This is a genomic window from Tabrizicola fusiformis, assembly GCF_013328815.1.
Classification (GTDB): domain Bacteria; phylum Pseudomonadota; class Alphaproteobacteria; order Rhodobacterales; family Rhodobacteraceae; genus Fuscibacter.
This window is the reverse complement of record NZ_JABUHN010000004.1, coordinates 240,344-263,545: the sequence shown is the minus strand read 5'-3', so window position 1 is coordinate 263,545 and position 23,202 is coordinate 240,344. Positions and strand designations below refer to the sequence as shown.

The window sequence follows — 23,202 nt, the reverse complement described above, 5'->3', positions numbered from 1 at the left end:
GCCGCCCAGAAATTTCCGCTCAGGCCGCGGCCCGGGCCGCCATCGCCGCCGCGTCGCGGGCGCGGCTGCGCGCCACCGCCGGGCGGGCCTGACAGCGCGCCACCCAGTCGCGGATCAGGTCATCGTCTGGCATCCCGTCGGGAAACCAGGCCCAAGGCGAATGGCACAGCAGGTCCGCCGCCGAATATTCATCGCCCAAAAGCCACGGCCCCTTTTGCAGCGCGGCGCGCAGCCGGGCGACGATCTCGGGCTGGCCGCGCAGGCTTGCGGTCAGCGCCGGGTGGTCGATCTTGGCCCAGTCAAGGATCAGCACCGGCTCCATCACGCTGCCATACCAGAAAAGCCAGGTCATATAGGCGGCATATTCCGGCGTGCCGGGTTTCGGGGCCATACCGCTCTCGGGGAAAAGGCCGGTCAGATAGAGGATGATGCAGCCCCGCTCGGTCAGGACCGCGCCGTCATGTACCAGACAGGGCACCTTGCCTTCGGGGTGGGGGTTGGCCGGGTCGCGGTGGCCGGTGCCGTCGATCCGGGGAATGTCGGTCTGGCGGATCTCAACCCGGTCGGCGATGCCCATTTCGTCGATCAGGGTATTCAGCGCCGACGAGCGGCTTTGCGGGGCGTGGAACAGGGTCAGCATCATGTTCTCCTTGGCTTTCTGACTGACCTTGTTATGCTGCATCTCTCCTGTCAGAAGCTGTCAGCATCCATGCCCCGCTCCGACCGTCTTTTTCGCCTTCTGTCCGCGCTGCGCCGCCTGCCGCAGCCGGTGACGGCGGCACGGCTGGCCGAGGAAACCGGCGTGTCGCCCCGCACGCTTTACCGCGATATCGAGGCGCTGCGGGCAGGCGGGGCGCTGATCGACGGGGCGGCGGGCTATGGCTATACCCTGACCGAAGACCCGGCCCTACCGCCGCAGATGTTCACCCGACTTGAGGTCGAGGCGCTGGTGCTGGGGCTGGCCGAGGTGCGGATGGCGGGCGATGCGGCGCTGGCCACGGCGGCAGAGGCGGCGCTGGCCAAGATCACCGCAACCCTGCCGGAACGGGTGCAGCGGCAGGCAATCCATGCCGTCAGCCAGACCTACCGCTCGGAGCGACGCCCGCCCGCGCCGGCCCATATGGGCCTGATCCGCGAAGCCTGCTGGGAAGAAGAGGTGCTGGCCATCACCTATGCCGACAAGGACGGGGTGCAGACCCGGCGGATGATCTGGCCCTTGTCGGTGGTTTTTCTGGACCGGGCGCTGATGCTTCTGGCGTGGTGCTGTCTGCGGCAGGGGTTCCGGCGGTTTCACCTTCAGCAGATGACAGATATCACGCGGACGGGCGAAAGCTTCCGCCCGCGCCGGGTGCCCTTGTTGCGGCAGTTTCTGGCGGAAATCCGGGGCCGCTGACCCCTTCCTCGTGCGCTTCGCTTCTCGTCGGTAGCCGAGGAGAAGCGAAGCGCACGAGGAGGCGGGGTCAGAGGGCGGCGAAGCCCGCATCCAGCGCCTTGAGGATCACCTGCACATCCTCCGAAGTCAGCACCAGGGGCGGCGACAGGATGATGTTCGGCCCCGAGACCCGCACCATCGCGCCCGCCTGATAGGCCACGGCCTGCACTTTGCCCGGCGCGGCCTTGGCCGGGGCCGATTTCGTGGCGCGGTCGCCCACAAGTTCAATGGCGTTCATCAGGCCGTGGCCGCCGCGCACATCGCCGATCGCCTCGTATTTCGCCATCAGCGCCTGAAGTCCGGCCATCACCTCGGCCCCGCGGGCGGCGGCATTGTCCTTGACGTTCAGGCGCTTGGTTTCTGCCAGCGTCGCCAGCGCCGCCGCGGCTCCCACCGGATGGCCGGAATAGGTATAGCCATGGCCGATGGCGGCGCGGCCTGTGTCGTCGCCCTCGAACACCTCGGCTACGCGGTCGGAAATCATCACCGCGCCGAAGGGGAAATAGGCGTTGGTGATGGCCTTGGCGGTGCAGGTGAAATCGGGTTTTACCCCCCAGAGGCGGCTGCCCGTCCATGCCCCGGTGCGGCCGAAGGCGGTAATCACCTCATCGGCGATGAGCAGAATGCCATGTTTGCGGCAGATCGCCTCGACCCCCGGCATGAAGCTGGAATGCGGCGGGATCACGCCACCGGCGCCCAGAATCGGCTCCATTATGAAAGCGGCGATGGTGCCGGCGCCCTGAAAGGCGATTTCATCCTCAAGCGCCTGCAGGCAAAGCTGGGCCAGCTTGGCCGGGTCGGATTCGTTGAAGGGGTTGCGGAAGGGGAAGGGCGCGGGGATGTGGAAGCAGCCGGGCAGGAGCGGTTCATACTGCGTGCGGAAATTGGCGTTGCCGTTCACGCTGGCGCCGCCGGTATGGGTGCCGTGATAGCCTTTCTTGAGGGACAGGTATTTCACCCGGGCCCCTTCGCCCCGGATCTTGTGATACTGCCGCGCCAGCCGCAGCGCGGTTTCCACGCTGTCGCTGCCTCCGCTGGTGAAGAAGGCCCGCGTCAGCCCGTCGGGTTCAAAGAAGGCCCGCAGCTCTTCGGCCAGTTCGATGACCTGATCGTTAGAGGTGCCGCGAAAGATCGAATAATAGGGCAGGCGGTCCAACTGCCCGGCGATGGCCGCCTTCACCGGCTGGCAGGAATAGCCGAGGTTGACGTTCCACAGGCCGCCCACGGCATCGACCACCTCATGCCCGTCGATGTCGCGGATGCGCACACCATGGGCTTCGGTCACGATCACCGGCGGGGCCTTGTGGCTGTCGGACGGCGCCGTCATCGGATGCCAGAGGCTGCGGGCATTGTTCGCTTTCAGGAAGTTCTGGTCTTTCATCGCGGGATTCCTTCCAAATGGGGTCAGTCGGCGGCCTGCCAGGCCAGCGAAACGGCGGCGGGCGGCGTGCCGCCCCAAAGCGTGGTGATGGCGCGGCCCGCGCGGATCAGTTCGGCCCGGATCAGGGCCTGTTGTGCGGGCGTCATGCGGCTGGCCATGGCGGCCACCGCCAGCCCGCCGCTGCACCGCCCCAGCGCGTCGAACAAAGGCACGGCAAGCGATTCCACCTCGGCGTCAAAGCCGCCGGTGCCGCTGGCGATGCCCGACCGGCGAACCGCCTCAAGCCGCTGGCGCAGGGTGGCCGGGTCGGTCTCGGTCTGCGGTGTCAGCCGGGGCAGGGGGGCGGCCAGCACCGCCGCACGCGCCACCTCATCCTGAAAGGCCAGAACCGCAAGGCCCGAGGCGGTGGCGTGGAACGGCAGGATGCTGACATCCTCCAGCGTGACGCGCGTCGCATGGGCTGCACTATAGGCCCGCGCCAGCGAGCGCAGGCTGCCGCCCTCCAGAATCGAGAGGTGGGCGGTTTCGCCGGTGGCATCGGCCAGCGCCTGCAACACCGGCAAGGCTGCCGTCCGCGTCGGCACCAGCGCCTCGCGCAGCGCGGCCAGCCGCAGCAGCGCCGGACCCAGCCGATAGTCGCGGCTGGCGGCAATCTGTTCGACCAGCCCATGCGCGCAGAGGTCGCTGACCAGCCGAAAACAGGTGGCCTTGTTCAGCCCCGCCAGTCGCGCCAGATCGGACAGTCCGATCTGCCCCCGCGCCGGGGTGAAAAGCTCCAGAAGCTCAAGCGCCTTGCCCACCGTACTCATTTTGCCCGCCCTGCACCGGAATTGGGCACAGACGGCCCCCGGCGATTCATTTCAGTTGACATGATCCCTCGAAGACTGTCAAATGAAAAACGAACCATCGGTTCAAATAATGAACCAAACTGGGAGCCAACCCGGTGCCACACCAACCGGAAGGGGAAACGCGCATGTTCAACATCCAATCTGGCGGAGGTCACTTGCATGGCTGACGCAGGCATTCCAACCAATCAGCTCAAGAAAAATTCGCTCGGCACCGGGGCGATCACCTTTCTGGTGGTCTCGGCGGCGGCACCGTTGACGGCGGCGGGCGGCGGGGTGCCGCCCTCGATGCTGTTTGGCAATGGCGCGGGAATCGCGGGCAGCTTTGCCATCGTGACGGCGATCCTTTTGCTGTTCTCGGTCGGCTATGTCGCCATGGCGCGGCATGTGAAGAACGCCGGCGCCTTCTATGCCTTTACCGCAACGGGCCTTGGCGGGCGCATGGGCGGGGCGGCGGCGCTGGTGGCCATTCTGGCCTATAACGCCATGCAGATCGGCCTTCTGGGCCTGTTCGGCGCCATTGCCGCCGGCACGTTCGGCGAATTCGGGCTGGTGCTGCCCTGGTATGTCTGGAGCTATATCGCCATAGCGCTGGTGGCGGTGCTGGGCTATCGGCAGGTAGACCTGTCGGCCAAGGTGCTGATGCTGCTGGTTCTGGCCGAGTTTGCCATTGTTCTTGCACTGGACGGCGCCATCCTGTTCAGCGGCGGCGCGGCGGGGCTGAACCTTGAACCCTTCGCGTGGAGCCAGATCACCTCGGGCACGCCTTCGATTGGCCTGTTGTTCTGCTTTGCCGCCTTCATCGGCTTTGAAGCCACCACGATCTATTCCGAAGAGGCGCGCAACCCTTCGGTAACCGTGCCGCGGGCCACCTATTTCTCGGTGCTGGCGATCGGGCTGTTCTATATCCTGACCTCGTGGCTGATGGTGATGGGCGTGGGGGTGGAGCAACTGATGCCGACGCTTCAGGGCCTGCCGGACCCGGCGCTGTTCCTGTTTGAACTGTCGGGCCGCTATCTGGGCGGCGGGCTAACCACGGTGATGGGCGTGCTGTTCATGACCTCGGTCTTTGCCGCCGTGCTGGCCTTTCACAATGCCGTGGCGCGCTACAAATTCGTCGCCGGGCGTGAGGGGCTGTTGCCCGACCGCGTGGGCCAGACCCATGCCGCGCACCAGTCGCCGCATGTCGGCTCGGTGATCCAGACCGTGCTGGCGCTGGCGGTGTTGACGCTGTTCGTGGTGCAGGGGCTGGACCCGGTGCTGAACCTGTTCGTCTGGCTGACGCAGCTTGGCACGCTGGCGGTGCTGGGGTTGATGGCGCTGACCTCTTTCGCGGTGGTGGCCTTCTTTGTCCGCGATGCACAGGGCGAAGGCGCGACCCAGACCAAGGTCTTGCCGGTGGCGACGGGGCTGGTGATGGCCTATCTTTTCGTCATCATCTTCCGTGACTTCGGTGCGCTGACCGGCGCGCAGGGGGCACTGGGCTGGATGCTGCCGGCGCTGGTTCCGGTGTTCGGCGGGGTCGGTTTCGCACTGGCCTCGGCCTTGGCCGGGCGCGATCCGGCCCGCTTCCGCGACCTTGGCAAGACCAAGGCGTGACCCCTCTCGGGCGGCCCTTCCGGGGCCGCCCCCGCAACCGGAGCCCGCACCATCATGGCCGCTACCCAAGCCGAAATCGACCGCCTCGCCACCCTTGCCCTGCCGCCGCAGCGCCTGCTGATCGGCAGCACCCGCCCCGAGGGGGAGGCTGCGCCGGTTGCCGTCCTGTCGCCCATCGATGGCCGCGCCCTGACCACGCTGGCTGCCGCGAGCGAGGCCGATGTCGCCCGCGCCACTTCCGCCGCCCGCGCCACCTTTGACGCCGGGGTCTGGAGCCGCGCCGCGCCCGCCACCCGCAAGGCCGTGCTGCACCGGCTGGCCGATCTGATCGAGAAACATGCCCTTGAACTTGCCGTCCTTGGCGTGCGCGACAATGGCACCGAGATTTCCATGGCGCTGAAGGCCGAGCCGGGCAGCGCCGCCGGCACCTTCCGCTATTATGCCGAGGCGCTGGACAAGGTTTATGGCGAGATTGCCCCCACCGCCGACAATATCCTTGCCCTGATCCACCGCGACCCGGTGGGCGTGGTCGGCGCCATCGTGCCGTGGAACTTCCCGCTGATGATCGGCGCATGGAAGATTGCCCCGGCCTTGGCGGCGGGGAATTCGGTGGTGCTGAAACCGGCTGAAACCGCCTCGCTCACGCTGATCCGGCTGGCGGAACTGGCGCTTGAGGCCGGGTTGCCGCCGGGGGTGCTGAATGTGGTCACCGGCCCGGGGGCGGTGACCGGGCAGGCGCTGGCCCTGTCGATGGAGGTGGATGTGCTGGCCTTCACCGGCTCGGGCGCCACCGGGCGGCGGCTGCTGCAATCTGCGGCGCAATCGAACCTGAAACGCTGCTATCTGGAACTGGGCGGCAAATCGCCCAACATCGTCTTTGCCGATGCGCCCGATCTGGCCGCCGCCGCCAAGGCCGCCGCCACCGCCATTTTCCGCAACGCCGGGCAGGTCTGTGTCGCAGGCTCCCGCCTTCTGGTGCAGGCGGAGGTTGCCGAAGAGTTTACCGCAGCACTGGTCGCGGCCACCGAAAAGATGCAGCCCGGCAATCCTTTGGACCTTGCCACCCAGATGGGCGCCATCAACTCTGCCCCGCAACTGGCCGCCAATCTGCGCTTTGTCACCGATGCCGGGGCCGAAGGTGGCCGCCTGATGACCGGCGGCGCGCAGGTGCTGCAAGAAACAGGCGGCTGGTATATGCAGCCCACCGTCATTGCCGATGTCGCCCCACACCATCGCCTGTTCCGCGAAGAGGTGTTCGGCCCGGTCCTTGCCGTCACCCCCTTCGCCGATGAGGCCGAGGCGCTGCGGCTGGCCAATGCCACCGATTTCGGCCTTGCCTCGGGCGTCTGGACGGCGAACCTGTCGCGCGCCCACCGCATGGTGCGGGGCCTGCGCGCTGGGGTGGTGCATGTCAACACCTATGGCGGCGCCGATGGCACGGTGCCCTTGGGCGGCGTCAAGCAATCGGGCAACGGCCATGACAAATCCTTGCACGCGCTCGACAAATACACCGATCTCAAGACGGCATGGATCTCTCTCTGACCCCATCCTCTCTCCCAAAATATCCCACGGGGGTCCGGGGGTGTGAAACCCCCGGTCCTGCCCCTTCAACCAGCACGAGGTCTGCCATGGGCAACCGCATCCTGATCACCGGCACCTATGACACCAAGGACGACGAACTGACCTATCTGGCGCAGGTGATCCGCGCGCAGGGCGGCGAGGCCCTGAGCATGGATGTCTCGGTCCTGGGGGATCCCAAGAGCCCGACCGATTGGTCCAAGCATGACGTGATGGCAGAGGCAGGCACCAGTTTTCAGGAATTATGTGACAGCGGCGATGAGAACTTCGCCATGCAGGCCATGGCGCGGGGGGCGGCGGCGCTGGCGGCGCGCCTGCACCGGGAGGGGCGGTTTGACGGGGCCATCGTGCTGGGCGGGTCGATGGGCACCGACCTTGCGCTGGACCTCTGCGCGGCGCTGCCGCTGGGGGTGCCGAAATACATCGTTTCCACGATCAGCTTCAGCCCGATGATCCCGCCCGAGCGGCTGGCGCCGGATACCCAGATGATCCTTTGGGCGGGCGGGCTTTACGGGCTGAACTCGATCTGCAAGGCCTCGCTGTCGCAGGCGGCGGGCGCGGTTCTGGGGGCGGCGCGGGCTGCCGACCCCCCCGCCCGCGACCGCCCGCTGATCGGGATGACAAGCTTCGGCAAATCGGTGCTGCGCTATATGACCACGCTGAAACCCGCGCTTGAGGCGCGCGGATATGAGGTGGCGGTGTTCCACGCCACCGGCATGGGCGGCCGCGCGTTCGAGGCGCTGGCGGCAGAGGGTGCCTTTGCCGCCGTGATGGATTTCGCGCCGCAAGAGGTGGGCAACCACCTGTTCGGTTCGGCCATCAGCGCGGGGCCGGACCGGATGACGGCGGCGGGCCTGCGCGGGGTGCCGCAGATGGTGTCGATCGGCTGTTATGACCTGATCGACTTTGTCGGCTGGCACCCGGTGCCCGACCGTTTCCGCGACACGCCCGCCCATGCCCATAACCGGCTGCTCACCTCGGTCGTGCAAAACGCCGACGAGCGGCGGGAGCTTGCGCAGGCGCTGGCGGGCAAGCTGGCCACGGCACGCGGCCCGGTCAGCTTCCTTCTGCCGCTGCACGGCGGCAATGAATGGGACCGCGCGGGTGGCCCGCTGTCCGATCCCGCGGCGCTGGCCGCCTTTTGCGACGAACTCCGCCGCAACCTGCCCGCCAACGCCCGCCTGATCGAGTTGGACGCCCATATCAACGACCCCGCCTTCCACGATGCGGCGCTGGCGCAGTTCGACGCATGGGTCGCCGCCGGTCTGGTGCCGCCGGGCCGGAGCTAGGCCCTAACCCCGCAGATGGACCTTGCCGCGGGTCAGGGCGCCCCCGCCATCGGCAACCGTCAGGGTCAGCCAAGGGTGTTTGGTCTTGGCAAGACTCGCCCGCACCGCTGCCGCATCGCAAGACACGCGGAAGCCGAATTTCCCGTGGCTATACCCAAGCTGGGCCAGATCCTTGCGGGTGCCATCGGCCAGTGTGCGCTTCAGCAGCGTCTTGCCATTCCAGATTTCCAGCGCCACCGAGGATTCGGGGAAATCATCTGCCCTTGCCCAGCCGGACAACAGGATATCGCCCTGCAAATCCTTGGCCTCCATCACGAAGTGATCGCGCTCCCGAACTGCGCGGCTTTCGCCTGACTGCGCACTGTCGAGATAGCCTTTGACCGGACCCGGCGGCGTGGCGTCTTCTGGCCGCGAAAAGAGTGTCAGCGCACTGCGCGCCACCCGGGCGCGGCGATGGGCACGGTCGGCCGGCGTCAGCGTTTGCTGGTCCCACAGCCAGAGCCGGTCTTCGCCGTCCCTGACCACGCAGGAGGCATCAAAGGCGGACCCCGGGGTGAGCATCTTTCGTGGCGTGATATTGCCGGACTGGAACATCGCCATCGGCATCAGGCCCAGGAAAGACATCATTTGCGGATAGGTAAAAGCGCCTCCCTTCAATCGCTGCAAAAGGGTGGGCAAGTCCAGATTGGTCCAAAGCGGCGCGCCTTCGGTGCGCGCAAGGAGGTCGGCAAGCCGCTGGCGCAGGCGCAGGTTGTAGTTCGCCGAATATTGCCATGACCCGTAGTTGGGCGTCGTCGATCCGGGCGGCAGCCGCACGGGCTCGCGCTGGATGAAATCCTTGTCATACGGGGCGAGTTCCGCCGGCCATGTCGCATTGGCAAAGGGAATGTCGATGAGTTCGGGCGCGCACCGCTGGATCATCCGGTAGTGGATCAGGTCGATGTCGCGTTCTTCGACCGTGGCCGAAAAAGCGAGTTCGCACATCGCCGAAACGCCCAGTGGCAGGACGTCGCTGCCGGTGAATGCCTGAACCTGCCGTGTCGTGCCCAGCCAGTTCGGCAGCCTGTTCTGGAAATAGAACACATCCGGCAGGTCGCCGTAGGGCACCCCGATGTCCAGATGCTTGCGGAAATAGCTGCGCGCATCCTCGAAAAGGGCCTCTTTTGCCGCTGGTTTCAACAGCCCCAGCGGATCGAACGGTGCCTTGATCAGGTCGATCGGCCGCTCTGCCAGTTCGGTTCCTTTCAGATCGGCCTTGCGGTTGGTCTTGAGGATTTCCCCCATGAAGCCATTCATGCCAGAATTGGCCGAAGTAGCTGTCTTCACATAGGAATCCCACGACCCGACCAGACCGTCGGTCTGATAGGCGAAACTCGCCAGCCGGTCGATATAGTCCTCGGCCGTCAGGAAGGGGATGGACGAAGGAGGCGAGACGGGGCGCCGCTCGTGCGGCACGGCCAGTTTCTCGGCGATCATCTGGCCGACCACCACATCGGGGAAATCGGCATTGCCCATCGTGAACAGTTTCAGCCGGTCGCGCAGCCCCGCCGCCAGACACAGCGCAAGCACCAGCCGGCTGTCCTTGCCGCCGGTGATCGGCAGGGTGATTGCATCCTTGCCCCGTGTCGCCAGCCGGACAGAGGCGGCGGCGGCCGCAATGGCGGCATCCATCAGATCGTCCCGGCGCGACGGAAGCGCATCCAGTCCGCGCGGCCCGGAGAGCCGGGCAAGCGGGCTGGTGCAGGGGGCAAGTTGCATCCGGCCCTCCGTGACATGGCCGATCCGGTCGCCGGGGATATACTGGATGTCTTTCAGGCTGCTCCTGTTGCCAAGGCGGAACCCGATGCTGGCGTTCCATGTCTGCGCCAGCAGATCGTGATTGCGTCGGCCAAGCAGCAGGGAAATCAGCGATGGCCGGGTCGAGAAGGCAATAAGGTCATCCGTCTCGATCCAATACAGATGCCGCATCGCCTTGAAATCGGAATAGGCCAGCGCCGTTCCGTCCGGGCGCAACTGGAATACGGCATATTCGCCCGCCAGATGCTGCTTGCCTTCGGTCCAGCCGTGCAATTCGCGGGCCGACAGGACGTGCGGTTCTGTGCGCCGCTCATCAAAGGCAAAGCCGTTGAAAAGTGTCAGGGATGTTGCGTCCGCATGGACCTGATCGTTCTGGGAAACAAATGCTTCATTTATAGTTGCTGCGTAATAATGCCAATGCTTTCCGGGGGGGGGGATCGTGCCAAAATATACACGAGAGGGCTGAAAATGCGTTTCCGCCAGAAGCTCTTCCTGGGTCAGGGTATTCGCCCGCGATTTCTTCTCGTGCCAAACAAGGAATACGGCCATTCGGGTCACTCATTGTTGCAAATGATCAGTTTCGGGATAGAGACGGGATATGGCGACGTCAATCAGGCTGATTTCCGCCGCCGTGCCACAACCTCGGCGGCATGGACGGCGAGGCCCGCCAGCAGTCCCCAGAAGGCGGCGCCGATCCCGAAGGCCGCCACGCCCGAGGCGGTGACGGCCAATGTCACCGTGGCGGCAAAGCGGGTCTCAGCCGGGCCATAGGCGCCGGTCAGCGCGCCGGTCAGCGGCCCGAGCAGCGCCACGGCGACCAGCGCCAGCATCAGCGCGGGCGGCAGCGCCCCCAGCACCATCAGGATTGCCGGCCCCAGCAGGGCCAGCCCCACCCAGACCGCGCCATAGACCAGCCCCACCTTCCAACGCTGGTTGCGGTCGGGGTGGGTGTCGTCGCCCAGACAGATCGCGGCGGTGATCGCCGCCATGCTGACCGGATGGGCGCAGAAAAGGCCCGCCAGCGCCGAAAGCCCGCCGGTGACCACCAGCGCGGGCCGCACCGGCGGCTCATACCCCGCCGCGCGCAACGTGGCAAAGCCCGGCAGGTTCTGCGAGGCCATGGTGACAAGGTAAAGCGGCACGCCAAGCCCCAGCAGAACATCGGGCCGAAAGGCGGGCGGGGTGAACTCCAGCACCGGCAGCGGCAGCCGCAGCGCGGGCCATTCGGCCAACCCAAGACCAAAGGCCAGCGCCAGCCCGGTCGCCAGCGCCGCCAGAACCGCCAGCGCCGGGTTCTTCAGCCGCACCAGCACGAAAACCGCAACCATTGGCAGGACCACCCCCGGCAGCGCCTGCGCCGCCCCCGCGCCCTTCAGGCAGAAGGGCAGCAGCACGCCGCCCAGCATTCCGGCCGCGATCCCGTCGGGAATCATTGCCACAACCCGGCCCAAAGGCCGGATCAGCCCGGTCAGCGCCACCAGAAACCCCGACAGCACAAAGGCGCCTACCGCTTCGGCCATCGACACCCCGGTCGTGGCCGCAATCAATGCTGCGCCTGGCGTGGACCAGGCCAGCACCACCGGCACCCGCGCCCAATAGGATAACAGCGCCGAACCTGCCGCCTTGGCCAGACAGATGGCAAAGACCCAGCTTGCGGTTTGTGCCGGGCTCGCCCCCACCGCCGCTGCCGCCGACAGCACCAGCGCAATGGTCGAGCCGTAGCCGACAAGGGAGGCCACAAGGGCCGAGGAAATCATCGAGGCGCGCATGTCGGGTCCGGGGTTTGGGTCGCCCGGACTATCGGCGGCGGCGCTGCGCGATGCAATTGCGGTTTTGGGGGAGGGGTGCGGCGACCCCAGGGAGGAGGAGGGGGTCGCCGCTAGTCGAGCGGCCCAGGGAGGAGGAGGGGCCGTCCGATCCGTCTTCGCCGTCACCCTGCCGGGCGGGCGATATCCTGTGCGGCAACCCCAGGGAGGAGGTCGGGGTCACCGCAGGTCCGTCACGCCCAGGGAGGAGGAGGGGCGCTTCGGGCAACCGGGCCCTCCAGGGAGGAGGAGGGAGGGCCGGGAAGAAGAGGCGGCGACCCCAGGGAGGAGGAGGGGGCCGCCGCGTATCCGAGCGGCCCAGGGAGGAGGAGGGGCCGATCGAAGTCTATAAAAAGGCGGCGACATCAGGGAGGAGGAGAGATGCCGCCGCGCCTTGCCGAAGGTTCCGGGGAGGAGGATCGGAACCCCGTCAGGGATCTTATTTGCCGTAGGCCGCTTCGCGGGCAACCGTCGCAATCAGCGAGCGGTGGATGCCCAGATCGGCCAGATCGCGGTCCGAGAGCGCACGCAGCTCGCTGATGGTCTGCTGGTAGACCCGGCGGCGTTGCACAGCGGCACGGATCACCGATGCAACAGCGGCCAGACGATCACCGAACGAAACGCTCACGGCGCGGGACGAATTCACATATGCCATTTCAGCCTCACTTCTTTATCTGGAAGGTGGCGTCTTGATCGCGCTGCCTTCACTGTTAGGGCCAACATGGGGCAAATGCTGCACTTGCACAATAGCTCGGGGCTGCATTGCTGCCATGCAGCATCCGCATGGCTGTTTCGTGCAAAATAATCAGCAACTCCATAAGCTTCGCTAAAATTTTGAGCAAATGGTAAAGCGCCCCTTGCCCTTTGCAGCAAAGCGGCCAAACCTGCCTGCGGCTTGAGCAGGAGACGAAAGATGGCGGTTGCACGCGAAGCGGTGGAACGGGTGCTTGCAGATGTGGCCTGCCCGGGAGGCGGCACGCTGATCTCGCGGGATCTGGTGCGCGCGTTGCAGATCGACGGCGGTGCGGTGCGATTCGTGCTGGAAGCGGCCAGCCCCGAAGACGCGCGTGCCCTTGCCCCGGTGCAGGCCGCGGCCGAAAGCGCGCTGAAGGCGCTGCCGGGTGTCGAATCGGTGCAGGTGGTGATGACGGCGCATGGTCCCGCCGCAAAGGCCGCGCCGCCGACGCTGAAGATCGGCCAGCATCCGACGCCACAACAGGGCGGGCCGCAGCGTCTGGCCGGGGTGGACCGGATCATCGCCATCGGCTCGGGCAAGGGCGGGGTTGGCAAATCCACCGTCAGCTCCAACCTCGCCGTGGCGCTGGCGCGACAGGGGCGGCGGGTGGGCCTTCTGGACGCGGATATCTATGGCCCGAGCCAGCCGCGGATGATGGGGGTTTCAAAACGCCCCGCCAGCCCGGATGGCAAGATCATCGAGCCGCTGGTCGCCCATGGTGTCACGATGATGTCGCTGGGCCTGATGCTTAAGGAAGATGAGGCGGTGATCTGGCGCGGGCCGATGCTGATGGGCGCCTTGCAGCAGCTTCTGACGCAGGTCGCCTGGGGTCGGCTGGATGTGCTGCTGATCGACCTGCCGCCGGGCACCGGCGATGTGCAACTGACGCTGTGCCAGCGCACGCAACTGACCGGGGCGATCGTGGTTTCGACGCCGCAGGATGTGGCGCTTCTGGATGCCCGCAAGGCGCTGGACATGTTCCAGAAGCTGAAAACCCCCGTGCTGGGCCTGATCGAGAACATGTCCACCTATGTCTGCCCCAATTGCGGCCATGAGGCGCATCTCTTCGGCCATGGCGGCGTGGCCAAAGAGGCAGAGCGGCTGGACATGCCGTTCCTTGCCGAAATTCCGCTGTCGCTGGATGTGCGGCTGGCAGGCGATGCCGGAACGCCGGTCGCGGCGGGGGAAGGTGCGGCATCGGCGGCCTATGCGCGCCTTGCGCGGCGACTGATCGACGGCGGCATGGCCTGAGGCGCCCGAAAAATCTTCGTCCGAAGATTTTTCTGCCGAAGGTTTTTCGGACGAAAAACCTTCCTGGCTCAATCGTCGGGTGAAAGGAGCGCCTCTGCGGCGGTCAGGCCGGGGCCAATCCGGTCATGGCGCATATGGGCCAGGGCGCGTCCGCCCGACTGGGTGAACAATCGTCCCGCAGGTTTGCCATCGGCCAGAATCTCGGTGCCGACGGGGGCACTGCCGGTGATGCGCAGCCGCACCAGCCCTTTGCGCAATTCCGTCTTGTGCTTCATCCGGGCGGTCACTTCCTGCCCGACATAGCAGCCCTTGCGGAAATCGACGCCGTGCAGCCGCTCGAACCCGGTTTCCAGAAGATAGCTGTCGTCGGGGATCAGCTCGATACCGCTTTCCGGGATCAGATGTTCAACCCGCAGCGCATCCCAGTCGATGGTTGCGGGGCCGCCGGCGGCGCCATAGGCCCGCCAGCCAAGCGCGGGGTGGCGGGGGTCGGGCAGGGCATCGGCGGGCGGATCGGTCAGGCCGCGCGTGACCGATAGATCAGCGGCGGCGGCAATCTGCACATCGGCGCGCAGGCGATACATGGTCAGCCGCCGCACCACGCCCTCGGCAAGGCTTGCGGGCAGGTCGAGCAACAGTTCCCCGCCCCGCGCCACCACGAAGAAATCGGCGAGGTACTTGCCCTGCGGCGTCAGCAGCGCCGCCCAGACGATGCCGCTGCCTTTGGCCAAAGGCAGCACGTCGTTCGACACCAGACCTTGCAGGAAGGTCAGGGCATCCTTGCCGGTCAGGCGGTAAAGGCGCCGGTCGGGGTCGGTTTCGCCGCGCATCGCTTACTCCTTGAACTGCAGGCGGTGAAGATCGGCATAAAGCCCGCCCTGCGCAAGAAGGCTGGCATGGGTGCCCTGTTCAGCCACCCGGCCCGCCTGCATCACCACGATCTTGTCGGCCTGCCGCACGGTGGCCAGCCTATGGGCGATCACCAAGGTCGTGCGGCCACGGCCCGCCTCTGCAAGCGCCTGCGCCACCAACTCTTCGGACCGGCTGTCCAGCGCGCTGGTCGCCTCGTCCAAGAGCAGCACCGGCGCGTCGCGCAGGATGGCGCGGGCGATGGCGATGCGCTGGCGCTGGCCGCCCGACAGGGCCGAGCCGCGCGGGCCGGCCGGGGTTTCGGCACCCTGCGGCAGGCGGGCCAGAAACTCGCCCGCCTGTGCGCGCTCCAGCGCGGCGGCAAGGGCGGCATCGCTGCGGTCCCCCGCACCCAGACGGACATTGGCGGCAATGGTTTCGTCGAAGAGGGCGGTGTCCTGCGCCACCACGCCAAAGGCCCTGCGCAGGGCGGCGGGGTCCATCTCGCGCAGGTCCAGCCCGTTCAAGGTGACCCGGCCCGCCTGCGGATCGGCCAGACGGGTCAGCAGGTGGAACACCGTGCTTTTGCCCGCCCCCGAGGGGCCGACAAGAGCAGTGACCTGCCCGGGTTCGGCCACGAAACTCAGGCCGCGCAGCACCGGCTGGTCGCCATAGGCAAAGGCCACATCCTCCAGCGCAAGGCGGTAACCGCCCTGCGGCGCGGGCAGGGCGCGGGGTTCGGCGGGCGGCAGGACCGTGGGACGTTCGTGCAAGAGCCCGGCCATCCGCTCCAGCGAGGCACGCGCCTGCGCCCAGCCGCCCGAGATCGAGCCGAGCCGCCGCAAGGGTTCAAAAACCAGCGCCATAGCCATGAAAAAGCTCATGAATTCGCCAACGGTCTTTTGCCCAGCCATGATCTGATAGCCGCCATACAGCATCACCCCGGCAAAGCCCGCCGCCGCCACCATGTCGATCAGCGCCGGAATCCCCGCCGATGCGGTTTCCGAACGCAGTTGCGCGCGAAGGTAATCACGGGTGGCAAGGCGATAGCGTTCGGCCTCGGCGGCCTCGCTGCCGGTCAGGCGAATGGTGGTCAGACCGTGGAAAATCTCGTCCAGCCGGGTGGAGAGCGCCCCAGCGGCGGTGCGGGCGGCAATGGCGGTGCGCCGAGCGCGGGCCTGCAACGCCGAAACCGGCAGCGCCAAGAGCGGCACCCCCACCACGGCCAGCAGGGTCCAGCGCCAGTCCACCCAGAGCGCCACCCCGAGGAGAGAGACCAGCGCCACCACATCGCGCCCCAGCGCCGACAGGATCGGCGGCCAGAGGGTGCGGAAGGCCATGGCATCGCCCCGGATCCGCTCGATCAGCGCCCCCGGGGGGTGCGATTGAAAGAAGGGCAGGTCCAGCGTCATCAGATGCGTCAGAAGGGCATTCTGCTGATCGGCGGCCAGACCTTCGGCCTGCCGGGCCAGAATCACGCGGTGGCCGAAACCCGCCAGCGCCCGCAACAGGAACACCCCGGCGACGGCCAACGCCACCAGCGGCACCATGGCGGTGTCCTTGCCCAGAAATACCGTGTCAAACAGCGGGCGGATCAGATAGGAAAAGCCGCCCATCGTGGCGCCCTCGGCCGCCATCAGCAACAGCGCGCCGATGAGGGCGGCCCGGCGGGGCCGCAGCAGCGACAGAAACCAGCGGGTCGGCTCGGTTACCACGCGCCCTCCTTGCCGCGGGCCTGCCAGCGGGCGTAAGAGGCGCTGACCTCGGCCGGATCATAAGCGGTTGCCACCCAGTCGAGAAAGCCGATGCCGCTCTTCGCCTCTTCGCGGGCGTAATAGCGCAGAAGGTGGTCCAGAATCCCGGTCTTGCCGAAGCTCAGATGCACATAGCGCCAGGAAAGCTGCCGCGCGGCCTCGGCCACCGGGCGGCCCTCCATCAGCATCAGCCAGAGCGCGGCGGCAAGGCCGGTGCGGTCGGCGCCGGATTTGCAATGCACCAGAATGGGTTGCGGCATGGTGCGGAAATGATGCGCCAGTTCCAGCAGCGTCTCGCGCGACGGCAGGCGGCGGGCCGACATGTTCAGGTCCACCCGCGGCAGGCCCAGCCGGTCGCAAGCCTCGCGCTCGAACAGCCAGAAGCTTTGCCCCGAAGGCCCGCGCAGGTTCAGAACCGAGCGGGCCCCTTCGCGTGCATAGGTTTCGAACCGGGCCGGGTCGGGCTGGTTCGCGCGCCAGAGGCCGGGGCTGACCTTGTGGAAATTGTGCCACCAGACCCGCAGGAAGGCATGGTCGGAAAGCTGGAAATGCCACCATGCCGCGCGCCGCGCCTCGGGCGAGGAGATGTCGGTGCCAAAGCGTTGGCCCAGACGGTCCTGCCAGGCTTTCAGCTTTGCGTGCAGGGCTTTGAGCATGTGGCGGCCGATCCCGGTGTGACCCCGACGAGATAACGACAAGACCGGCATTCTGCAAGGCGGCGGCCCGTTGACGCCGCCCTTTGGCCAGCCTAGCCCTGTGCTGCGAACAGCGGAGACGAAGATGACCCTTGCCCAAGGCCGCCCCTATCTTGCCATTCCCGGCCCCTCGGTGATGCCCGACCGGGTGTTGCAGGCGATGCACCGCGCGGCGCCCAACATCTACGCCGGTGCGCTGCATGACATGGTGGCCAGCCTCTGGCCCGATCTGCGGGTGGTGGCGGGCACCACGGCCAATGTCGCGGCCTATATCGGCAATGGCCATGCGCTGTGGGAAGCGGTCAACAGCAACCTGTTTTCGCGCGGTGACAAGGTGTTGCTGGTGGCGACGGGGGCCTTTGGCCTTGGCTGGACGGCATCGCTTCTGGCCATGGGGGTTCAGGTTGAATGCCTCGACTTCGGCCGCTCCACCCCCGCCGACATGGGCCGGGTCGAGGCGGCGCTGCGCGCCGACCGCGCGCATGAGATCAGGGCGGTGCTGACGACCCATGTCGATACCGCCAGCTCTATCCGCACCGACATTCCCGCCTTGCGCGCCGCGATGGATGCGGCGGGCCATCCGGCACTTCTGGCGGTGGATTGCATCGCCAGCCTTGGCTGCGACGAATACCGGATGGACGATTGGGGCGTCGATGTGACCATCGCCGCCAGCCAGAAGGGGCTGATGGTGCCGCCGGGCATGGGCTTCGTCTGGTTTTCGGAAAAGGCCCGGGCGGCGGGGCGCAACGCGGGCCTGCGCACCCCCTATTGGGACTGGACGCCGCGCGCCGATGGTGCCGAGTTCTGGCAGCTCTGGCACGGCACGGCGCCGACCCATCACCTTTATGGTCTGCGCGAGGCGCTGACCATGCTGGTGCATGAAGAGGGGATGCCGGCGGTCTGGGCCCGCCATGCCGCGCTTGCGCGCACCGTCTGGGCCGCCTTCGATTCCTGGGGGGCGGGCAATGCCGAAATCGCGCTGAACGTGGCCGATCCGGCCTTCCGCTCCCATGCCGTTACCGCGGCGCGGATCGGACCGGCGCCCAATGCCACCCGGCTGCGCGACTGGTGCGAGACGCGGGCCGGGCTGACCCTTGGCATCGGGCTGGGCATGGCACCGCCGGGCGACCCGGCCTATCACGGCTTTCTGCGGGTGGCCCATATGGGCCATGTCAGCGCCCATATGACGCTCGGCGTGCTGGCCACGATGGAGGCGGCGATGCTGGCGCTGGACATCCCGCATGGTCCGGGCGCGCTGGCAGCGGCGGCCGGGGTGGTGGCGCGGGCGGCAGGGGCGTGACCGCCCAAGCGCGCCGCCCGCTCATCGGGGTTTTGCTGATGCTGGGGGCCATGGCGGTGCTGCCGGGCATCGACGTGATTGCCAAGATGCTGGGCCAGCAGGGAATGCCGATCTTGCAGGTGGTCTGGGCGCGGCTGGCGCTGGGGGCGGTGCTGACGCTGCCGCTGGCCTTGCGGATCGGCGGGACGGCGGCGCTGGTGCCCGCGCGGCCGGTCTATCACGGGCTGCGCGCGGCTTTTCTGTCGGGCGCCACCTTTTGCTTTTTCCTGTCGCTGAAATATCTGCCCATCGCCGATGCCTTGGCAATCTTCTTCGTGCAACCCCTTGTGGTGACGGTGCTTTCCGCTCTGGTCCTGCGTGAGCGGGTGGGGCCGCGCCGCTGGGCTGCGGTGGCGGTGGGCTTTGTCGGCACGCTGATCATCATTCGCCCCGGTCTGGTCGAGGTGAACCCCGGCAGCCTTCTGGCGCTGGCGGCGGGCACCCTGCTTGCCTGCTATTTCGTGATGACGCGGGCGATTTCGGGGCAGGCCAACGCGCTGGTCACCACCTTTCAGACCAGCCTGATGGGCGGGCTGATGCTGTCGCTTGCGGTGCCCTTCGTCTGGGTGGCGCCGGACCCGGGGCAATGGGGGCTTTTGCTGCTTCTGGCGGCCATTGCCACCTTTGGCCATCTGTTGATCGTCTGGGCCTATGACCATGCCGAAGTGTCGCTTCTGGCGCCGCTCGCCTATACCGAAATCATAACTTCGGTCGCCATGGGGCTGTTTTTCTTTGATGATTTTCCAGATGGGTGGACCTTCGCCGGGGTTGGCGTGCTGATTGCCTGCGCGCTTTACATCGGAATGCGCGAGCGGGCGGCAGGGCAGCGCCCCGCCCCCGAGGGCATTGCCCAGCCTTAGGCGAAGCGGTTGAAGAACGGGGTGCGGTGGATGATCTCGGTGGCGACCAGCGTGCAGGCAAAGGTAAAGAGCGCCGCCGGGATCGGGTTCACCTCGACGCCGAACACCTTGTAGGCGACCAGCATGAAGAACGGGTGCAACAGGTAGACGCCAAAGGCATAGCCCGCGGCAAAGGTCGGCCAGGTGGCCTTGATCGGCAGCCGCCACAGCACCTCGAACACGATCAGCGCAAGGAGCGCCTGCGCCCCCCAGAACTCGCCATAAAGCGCCACCAGCACGGCCGAAATGGCGGTGGCGGCGACCCAGCTCATCCATCCGGCGCCAAGGCGCAGCGCGATGGCGTGGAAGGCGCCCAACAGGAACAGCGGCAGCGAAAAGGCCCATTGCACCACCGGCAGCTCGAACGCCATTCCGGCATGGACCGTGCCGAGCGGCACCGAAACGGCCACCAGCAGAATCATCGCGGCCGCCAGCGCCGTCTGGCTCTGGATCAGCCGCGACATCGGCGGGATCAGCACCAGCCAGACCGCGGTGAAGGGCAGGAACCACAGGTGGAAATAGGGCCCTGTGATCAGGCTGTAGGGGTCCGACAGCCACTGAAACGGCGCATCCGACAGGATTTCATAGATCACCCGGTAAAAGGCGCACCAGAAAAGCCAGGGCATCAACAGCCGCACCGCCCGCTTGCGCCAGAAGCCGGGGCCGGGCCGCCGTTCATAGCTTTGCACCGCAAGAAACGAGGTCAGGAACAGAAACAGCGCCAGCGCCAGATAGCCGATCTGCCAGCCCGGCGCATGGGCATGGTCCCAGACGATGAAGAAGGCCGCCGTGATCCGCCCGATGTCCAGCCCGCGCCGATAGCCGGCCAGCGGCCGGGCAGGCGCTGCGACGGCGGCAGGGGAAAAGGTCGCGTCGGTCATCTGGCCCTCGCTGGACGGTGCGGCTTTGCGGCTCATACAACCGCGATGCGCCTGCGAGGGCCTTGTGGCAACCGTTTTCGTGCTTAATGGCCCGGAAACAATGGGTTTCCGCAACCATAGCGCGAAATCAGCCGCCGTTGCGGGCAAGCCAGTCTTTCATCCAGGCAATCTCGGCCTCTTGCGCGGCGATGACGCCCTCGGCCAGTTTGCGCACCTCGGGGTCGTCGCCATGTTCCAGCACCACCCGCGCCATGGCGACGGCGCCTTCGTGATGCGGGATCATGCCGCGGACAAAGTCGATGTCGGCATCGCCGGAATACTCAATCGCCATCGCGCCATGCATGGCGGCATTGGCCTCCATATAGGCGAGGGTCGCCGGGCTTTCGGCGCCGGTCATGGCATGGCCGGTATGGTCCATCGTGGTTTGCGCCAGCAGAGGCAGTCCAATCGCGGCGGCAAGGCCAAGGGCAAGGAACAGCGGTTTCATCGGGGTCTCCTTTCAGGGTGTCTGCCCGGTTTCTGGCAGGTTCCGGCAAGGGGAAGGCAAGTCACCCTTCGGTGAAGCTGCCGGGTCTTTTCCTTGGCTGCGCTGCGCCCTATCGTGGCACGGTCAGCACGAAGGCCCTTCATGTCCCGTATGTCCCGCCCCACCGTTGGAATCATCGGCAATTCCCATCTGATGAACGACCGTTATGCCGTTCACGCCGCCGGGCACATCAATTCGGTTGCCGTGGCCGAAGCGGCAGGCTGTCTGCCGGTCATCGTGCCCTCGGACCCGCGTCTGGTGACGGTGGAGGAGCTGATGGGCCTTTGCGATGGTTTTCTCTTCACCGGCGGGCGCCCCAACGTTCACCCTTCGGAATATGGCGAGGCCGAGACGCCGGCCCATGGCGATTTCGACCGCAACCGCGATGCCATCACCCTGCCGCTGATCCGGGCGCTGGTCGAACGCGGCCAGCCGTTCCTTGGCATCTGCCGCGGCTTTCAAGAGCTGAACGTGGCGATGGGCGGCTCGCTTCATCCTGAAATCCGCGATCTGCCGGGGCGGATGAACCACCGGATGCCGCCCGACGGCACCATCGAGGAACAATTCGCCCTGCGCCATGCGGTGCGCTTTACCGAAGGCGGGGTGTTTCACCGGCTGATGGGCGCGCCCGAGGTGATGACCAACACGTTGCACGGGCAGGGCATTGCCCGTCCGGGCCACCGCATCGTGGTGGACGGGCTGGCCCCCGATGGCACGCCTGAGGCGATTTATGTGCAGGACGCGCCCGGGTTTACCCTGTCGGTGCAATGGCACCCGGAATGGAATGCGGCCAATGATCCCGTCTCGCGCCCGCTGTTTGCCGCCTTTGGCGCGGCGGTGGCCGACTGGGCGCAACGACAGGGGTAGCCGATGAAGGTTCTGGTGCTTTACGCAACGACCGATGGCCAGACCCGCAAGATCGCCCGCCATGTCGCCGACGGGCTGGCCGATGGCGGCCATGCCGTGGAATTGCTGGAAGCAAATGATGGTGCCGGGCTGGATCTGGCGCGCTTTGACCGGGCGGTTCTGGCAGGCTCGCTTCATGCCGGGGGGTATCAGGCGGCTTTGGCCGGTTTTGCCCGCGCCCATGCGGCGGCGCTGAATGCGATGCCGACGCTGTTTCTGGCGGTCTCGCTCTCGGCCGCGGGGGATGATGCCGAAGATTGGGCGGGCCTGCACAAATGCCTTGAGGCGTTTCACACCGAAACCGGCTGGACCCCGGGCCGCACCGAACATGTCGCCGGTGCCTTCCGCTTCAGCGAATACGGGTTCTTCCGGGCTTGGGCAATGAAGCGGATTGCGGCGCAGAAAGACCCCACGGTCGATCCGCATCAGGACAAGGAATACACCGACTGGGCCGCGCTTGACGCGGCGGTGGCGGCCTGGCTGGCAGGCTGACCTACCAGCCCGCCAGCAACGCGATCAGCGCCGCCGCGGCCGGGACCGTCTGCACCACCAGAATTCGGCGCGACACGGTGGCCGCACCATAAAGCCCCGCGACTGCCACGCAGATCAGCCCGTAAAGCCCCAACTGGAACCCCGCGCCCTGCAACCCCGCGATCAGCGCCCAGATCAGCGCGGTGGCCAGAAAGCCGTTATAGAGCCCCTGATTGGCCGCCAGCACCTTGGATGCTTCGGCAAATTCGGCGGTGGTGCCGAACACGTGGCGCCCGCGCGGCGTGGTCCAGGCCGCCATTTCAAGCCAGACGATATAGAGATGGATCAGCGCGACCAGCGCGGTCAGGATAAGGGCGAGCATGGGCGCCTCCTTGTTACGGGCGGGTTTCGCGGGTTATGTTAGCGCCAACTTGGCAGGGGGAACAGATGAAGCGCTCACGCATCAACGAAATCATGGCGGCGGCGGATGAGATGATCCGCCATTACGGCTTTGTCCTGCCGCCCTTTGCCTATTGGACACCGGACGAGTTCCGCACCCGGGCCGATGTGGCGGGGCGGGTGATCTCGGGGCGCTGCGGCTGGGACATTACCGATTACGGGCAGGGCCGGTTCGACCTGATGGGGCTGTTCCTCTTCACCCTGCGCAATGGCCTGTTGTCCGACCTGCAACGCGGCGGCGGCATGTGCTATGCCGAAAAGCTGCTGATTTCACGGCAGGATCAGCTTTCGCCGATGCACACCCATGTGATCAAGGCCGAGGATATCATCAACCGCGGCGGGGCGACGCTGGTGGTGGAGCTTTACGGTTCCGACCCATGGGGCAATTTCGCTGCCGATCAGGGCGGCATGGTGCGCTGCGACGGGATCGAGCGCGCCTTTGCCCCCGGTGAAAAGCTGAAACTGGCGCCGGGGGAAAGCGTCACGCTGATGCCGGGCGACTGGCACGCCTTTTGGGGCGAGGGCGGCGATGTGCTGATCGGCGAGGTTTCGACGGTGAACGACGACATGACCGACAACATCTTCCGCGAGCCGATCGGCCGCTTTGCCGAGATCGAAGAGGACGTGGCGCCCACCCATCTGCTGGTGTCGGACTACGACCGCTGGCTGGCGTGAAGCGATTTCTATGAAGAAATCGCGCCGGACCCTTC

General features: G+C 66.6%; 22 protein-coding genes. 10 read left to right on the top strand and 12 right to left on the bottom strand.

Annotation, left to right across the window (positions count from 1 at the left end):
- Positions 1 to 19: 19 nt before the first annotated feature.
- Positions 20 to 682: a glutathione S-transferase family protein gene (locus HS053_RS08390; RefSeq protein ID WP_241699793.1), complete on the bottom strand. Its 663-nt coding sequence runs from the start codon at positions 680 to 682 to the stop codon at positions 20 to 22.
- Between the two features lie 27 nt (positions 683 to 709).
- On the opposite strand from HS053_RS08390, the gene HS053_RS08385 reads away from it, so the two are divergent.
- Positions 710 to 1,393: a helix-turn-helix transcriptional regulator gene (locus tag HS053_RS08385; RefSeq protein ID WP_174210769.1), complete on the top strand. Its 684-nt coding sequence runs from the start codon at positions 710 to 712 to the stop codon at positions 1,391 to 1,393.
- A gap of 67 nt (positions 1,394 to 1,460) precedes the next feature.
- Here HS053_RS08385 and HS053_RS08380 read toward each other — a convergent pair whose 3' ends face one another.
- Positions 1,461 to 2,813 (bottom strand): aminotransferase class III-fold pyridoxal phosphate-dependent enzyme, encoded by a 1,353-nt coding sequence (locus HS053_RS08380; protein WP_174210768.1) that lies wholly within the window; start codon positions 2,811 to 2,813, stop codon positions 1,461 to 1,463.
- A 23-nt stretch (positions 2,814 to 2,836) separates the two neighbouring features.
- Complete coding sequence (locus tag HS053_RS08375) at positions 2,837 to 3,622, bottom strand: IclR family transcriptional regulator (RefSeq protein WP_174210767.1); 786 nt, start codon at positions 3,620 to 3,622, stop codon at positions 2,837 to 2,839.
- 198 nt (positions 3,623 to 3,820) lie between these two features.
- Here HS053_RS08375 and HS053_RS08370 point away from each other — a divergent pair, with 198 nt between their 5' ends.
- From HS053_RS08370 to HS053_RS08360, 3 genes are all read left to right on the top strand, one after another.
- Complete coding sequence (locus tag HS053_RS08370) at positions 3,821 to 5,257, top strand: APC family permease (RefSeq protein ID WP_174210766.1); 1,437 nt, start codon at positions 3,821 to 3,823, stop codon at positions 5,255 to 5,257.
- A 54-nt stretch (positions 5,258 to 5,311) separates the two neighbouring features.
- On the top strand, positions 5,312 to 6,799 hold the full coding sequence (locus HS053_RS08365; RefSeq protein ID WP_174210765.1) for an aldehyde dehydrogenase family protein: 1,488 nt from the start codon (positions 5,312 to 5,314) through the stop codon (positions 6,797 to 6,799).
- Positions 6,800 to 6,885: 86 nt separating this feature from the next.
- Positions 6,886 to 8,124, top strand: coding sequence for a Tm-1-like ATP-binding domain-containing protein (locus tag HS053_RS08360; RefSeq protein WP_174210764.1), 1,239 nt, complete (start codon positions 6,886 to 6,888; stop codon positions 8,122 to 8,124).
- Between the two features lie 3 nt (positions 8,125 to 8,127).
- On the opposite strand, the gene HS053_RS08355 is transcribed toward HS053_RS08360, so the two are convergent.
- The 3 genes from HS053_RS08355 to HS053_RS08345 all read right to left on the bottom strand — a co-directional run bounded on the left by HS053_RS08355 (position 8,128) and on the right by HS053_RS08345 (position 12,381).
- On the bottom strand, positions 8,128 to 10,470 hold the full coding sequence (locus tag HS053_RS08355) for an adenine nucleotide alpha hydrolase family protein (RefSeq protein WP_174210763.1): 2,343 nt from the start codon (positions 10,468 to 10,470) through the stop codon (positions 8,128 to 8,130).
- Between the two features lie 62 nt (positions 10,471 to 10,532).
- Positions 10,533 to 11,690, bottom strand: a complete 1,158-nt coding sequence (locus tag HS053_RS08350) for a benzoate/H(+) symporter BenE family transporter (RefSeq protein ID WP_174210762.1) — start codon at positions 11,688 to 11,690, stop codon at positions 10,533 to 10,535.
- Between the two features lie 475 nt (positions 11,691 to 12,165).
- A complete protein-coding gene (locus HS053_RS08345; protein ID WP_174210761.1) occupies positions 12,166 to 12,381 on the bottom strand; it encodes a DUF1127 domain-containing protein in 216 nt (71 codons plus the stop codon).
- A 258-nt stretch (positions 12,382 to 12,639) separates the two neighbouring features.
- On the opposite strand from HS053_RS08345, the gene HS053_RS08340 reads away from it, so the two are divergent.
- Positions 12,640 to 13,713: an Mrp/NBP35 family ATP-binding protein gene (locus tag HS053_RS08340; RefSeq protein WP_174210760.1), complete on the top strand. Its 1,074-nt coding sequence runs from the start codon at positions 12,640 to 12,642 to the stop codon at positions 13,711 to 13,713.
- Positions 13,714 to 13,781: 68 nt separating this feature from the next.
- Here the strand turns inward: HS053_RS08340 and ygfZ are convergent, their stop codons facing one another.
- Genes ygfZ through HS053_RS08325 form a run of 3 tightly spaced genes read right to left on the bottom strand, consistent with a single transcriptional unit; the run spans position 13,782 to position 16,972 of the window.
- On the bottom strand, positions 13,782 to 14,543 hold the full coding sequence (gene ygfZ / locus HS053_RS08335; RefSeq protein WP_174210759.1) for a CAF17-like 4Fe-4S cluster assembly/insertion protein YgfZ: 762 nt from the start codon (positions 14,541 to 14,543) through the stop codon (positions 13,782 to 13,784).
- A 3-nt stretch (positions 14,544 to 14,546) separates the two neighbouring features.
- Entirely contained in the window at positions 14,547 to 16,277 is a 1,731-nt protein-coding gene (locus HS053_RS08330; protein ID WP_347233309.1) for an ABC transporter ATP-binding protein, read from the bottom strand.
- Complete coding sequence (locus HS053_RS08325; RefSeq protein WP_174210758.1) at positions 16,271 to 16,972, bottom strand: fused DSP-PTPase phosphatase/NAD kinase-like protein; 702 nt, start codon at positions 16,970 to 16,972, stop codon at positions 16,271 to 16,273. Before HS053_RS08325 ends, HS053_RS08330 begins: the two co-directional genes overlap by 7 nt.
- A gap of 124 nt (positions 16,973 to 17,096) precedes the next feature.
- Here HS053_RS08325 and HS053_RS08320 point away from each other — a divergent pair, with 124 nt between their 5' ends.
- Positions 17,097 to 18,311 (top strand): pyridoxal-phosphate-dependent aminotransferase family protein, encoded by a 1,215-nt coding sequence (locus HS053_RS08320; RefSeq protein WP_174210757.1) that lies wholly within the window; start codon positions 17,097 to 17,099, stop codon positions 18,309 to 18,311.
- The gene (locus HS053_RS08315; RefSeq protein WP_174210756.1) at positions 18,308 to 19,210 is read left to right on the top strand and encodes an EamA family transporter; all 903 of its coding nucleotides are present in this window, start codon (positions 18,308 to 18,310) and stop codon (positions 19,208 to 19,210) included. The genes HS053_RS08320 and HS053_RS08315 overlap by 4 nt, the downstream gene beginning before the upstream one ends.
- Here HS053_RS08315 and HS053_RS08310 read toward each other — a convergent pair.
- Both HS053_RS08310 and copM read right to left on the bottom strand, forming a co-directional pair.
- The gene (locus HS053_RS08310) at positions 19,207 to 20,166 is read right to left on the bottom strand and encodes an acyltransferase family protein (protein WP_174210755.1); all 960 of its coding nucleotides are present in this window, start codon (positions 20,164 to 20,166) and stop codon (positions 19,207 to 19,209) included. The genes HS053_RS08315 and HS053_RS08310 overlap by 4 nt on opposite strands.
- A gap of 91 nt (positions 20,167 to 20,257) precedes the next feature.
- Positions 20,258 to 20,617, bottom strand: coding sequence for a CopM family metallochaperone (gene copM, locus HS053_RS08305; protein ID WP_174210754.1), 360 nt, complete (start codon positions 20,615 to 20,617; stop codon positions 20,258 to 20,260).
- A 150-nt stretch (positions 20,618 to 20,767) separates the two neighbouring features.
- Here copM and HS053_RS08300 point away from each other — a divergent pair, with 150 nt between their 5' ends.
- Both HS053_RS08300 and HS053_RS08295 read left to right on the top strand, forming a co-directional pair.
- On the top strand, positions 20,768 to 21,523 hold the full coding sequence (locus HS053_RS08300; RefSeq protein ID WP_174210883.1) for a gamma-glutamyl-gamma-aminobutyrate hydrolase family protein: 756 nt from the start codon (positions 20,768 to 20,770) through the stop codon (positions 21,521 to 21,523).
- A 3-nt stretch (positions 21,524 to 21,526) separates the two neighbouring features.
- Positions 21,527 to 22,054, top strand: a complete 528-nt coding sequence (locus tag HS053_RS08295; RefSeq protein ID WP_174210753.1) for a flavodoxin domain-containing protein — start codon at positions 21,527 to 21,529, stop codon at positions 22,052 to 22,054.
- A gap of 1 nt (position 22,055) precedes the next feature.
- On the opposite strand, the gene HS053_RS08290 is transcribed toward HS053_RS08295, so the two are convergent.
- The gene (locus tag HS053_RS08290) at positions 22,056 to 22,415 is read right to left on the bottom strand and encodes a DUF1304 domain-containing protein (protein WP_174210752.1); all 360 of its coding nucleotides are present in this window, start codon (positions 22,413 to 22,415) and stop codon (positions 22,056 to 22,058) included.
- Between the two features lie 65 nt (positions 22,416 to 22,480).
- On the opposite strand from HS053_RS08290, the gene HS053_RS08285 reads away from it, so the two are divergent.
- Positions 22,481 to 23,167 (top strand): D-lyxose/D-mannose family sugar isomerase, encoded by a 687-nt coding sequence (locus tag HS053_RS08285; protein WP_174210751.1) that lies wholly within the window; start codon positions 22,481 to 22,483, stop codon positions 23,165 to 23,167.
- The last annotated feature ends 35 nt before the right edge of the window (positions 23,168 to 23,202 follow it).

Bases quoted from the DNA above. Each gene is read 5' to 3' on its own strand.
- HS053_RS08310 (WP_174210755.1), bottom strand. From the start codon at position 20,166: ATGAGCCGCAAAGCCGCACCGTCCAGCGAGGGCCAGATGACCGACGCG.
- copM (WP_174210754.1), bottom strand. From the start codon at position 20,617: ATGAAACCGCTGTTCCTTGCCCTTGGCCTTGCCGCCGCGATTGGACTG.
- HS053_RS08380 (WP_174210768.1), bottom strand. From the start codon at position 2,813: ATGAAAGACCAGAACTTCCTGAAAGCGAACAATGCCCGCAGCCTCTGG.
- ygfZ (WP_174210759.1), bottom strand. From the start codon at position 14,543: ATGCGCGGCGAAACCGACCCCGACCGGCGCCTTTACCGCCTGACCGGC.
- HS053_RS08360 (WP_174210764.1), top strand. From the start codon at position 6,886: ATGGGCAACCGCATCCTGATCACCGGCACCTATGACACCAAGGACGAC.
- HS053_RS08350 (WP_174210762.1), bottom strand. From the start codon at position 11,690: ATGCGCGCCTCGATGATTTCCTCGGCCCTTGTGGCCTCCCTTGTCGGC.
- HS053_RS08325 (WP_174210758.1), bottom strand. From the start codon at position 16,972: ATGCTCAAAGCCCTGCACGCAAAGCTGAAAGCCTGGCAGGACCGTCTG.
- HS053_RS08385 (WP_174210769.1), top strand. From the start codon at position 710: ATGCCCCGCTCCGACCGTCTTTTTCGCCTTCTGTCCGCGCTGCGCCGC.
- HS053_RS08340 (WP_174210760.1), top strand. From the start codon at position 12,640: ATGGCGGTTGCACGCGAAGCGGTGGAACGGGTGCTTGCAGATGTGGCC.
- HS053_RS08345 (WP_174210761.1), bottom strand. From the start codon at position 12,381: ATGGCATATGTGAATTCGTCCCGCGCCGTGAGCGTTTCGTTCGGTGAT.
- HS053_RS08290 (WP_174210752.1), bottom strand. From the start codon at position 22,415: ATGCTCGCCCTTATCCTGACCGCGCTGGTCGCGCTGATCCATCTCTAT.
- HS053_RS08375 (WP_174210767.1), bottom strand. From the start codon at position 3,622: ATGAGTACGGTGGGCAAGGCGCTTGAGCTTCTGGAGCTTTTCACCCCG.
- HS053_RS08365 (WP_174210765.1), top strand. From the start codon at position 5,312: ATGGCCGCTACCCAAGCCGAAATCGACCGCCTCGCCACCCTTGCCCTG.
- HS053_RS08320 (WP_174210757.1), top strand. From the start codon at position 17,097: ATGACCCTTGCCCAAGGCCGCCCCTATCTTGCCATTCCCGGCCCCTCG.
- HS053_RS08355 (WP_174210763.1), bottom strand. From the start codon at position 10,470: ATGGCCGTATTCCTTGTTTGGCACGAGAAGAAATCGCGGGCGAATACC.
- HS053_RS08295 (WP_174210753.1), top strand. From the start codon at position 21,527: ATGAAGGTTCTGGTGCTTTACGCAACGACCGATGGCCAGACCCGCAAG.
- HS053_RS08390 (WP_241699793.1), bottom strand. From the start codon at position 682: ATGCAGCATAACAAGGTCAGTCAGAAAGCCAAGGAGAACATGATGCTG.
- HS053_RS08285 (WP_174210751.1), top strand. From the start codon at position 22,481: ATGAAGCGCTCACGCATCAACGAAATCATGGCGGCGGCGGATGAGATG.
- HS053_RS08300 (WP_174210883.1), top strand. From the start codon at position 20,768: ATGTCCCGCCCCACCGTTGGAATCATCGGCAATTCCCATCTGATGAAC.
- HS053_RS08370 (WP_174210766.1), top strand. From the start codon at position 3,821: ATGGCTGACGCAGGCATTCCAACCAATCAGCTCAAGAAAAATTCGCTC.